Here is a 336-nt window from a genome sequence, read left to right as displayed (position 1 = left end):
AAACGCGCCTCCTGTTAACTCACTGACATACATCTGTGAGCCCTGATAAGTACCGCTAAAAGTGGGGGCCACTAGGCTCCAGCCTTTTTCGGCTACCACCACAGGGTAACTGGCATCGATGGTCACCGCATATTTAGGTTGCTGATAGCTTTGCATAAAGGTGCGTAGTGGTTGCCAGTCGGACTCCTCGGCCAAATAAATCATCAGTTCAATGCGATTATCTAATTGTATGCCCTGGTCTTTAATGGCTTTCATGGCATACAACGCGGTGGCGATTGCGCCTTTGTCGTCCTCGGTACCTCGGGCGATTAGTTTGCCCGGCTCGCTCGTGCTATC

Annotated in this window: 1 protein-coding gene; it reads right to left on the bottom strand. The window is 51.2% G+C overall.

Features of this window, described 5'->3' with window-relative positions:
- Positions 1-336: M20/M25/M40 family metallo-hydrolase (locus tag CWC14_RS18480; protein ID WP_138564337.1), on the bottom strand; the 336-nt coding region annotated here is incomplete at both ends.

Origin of the sequence: Pseudoalteromonas sp. S3260, assembly GCF_005886925.1 — a bacterium.
GTDB lineage: Bacteria > Pseudomonadota > Gammaproteobacteria > Enterobacterales > Alteromonadaceae > Pseudoalteromonas > Pseudoalteromonas tetraodonis.
Note: the sequence above shows the minus strand (reverse complement) of the source record. Positions and strands in the feature narration are given on the sequence as shown.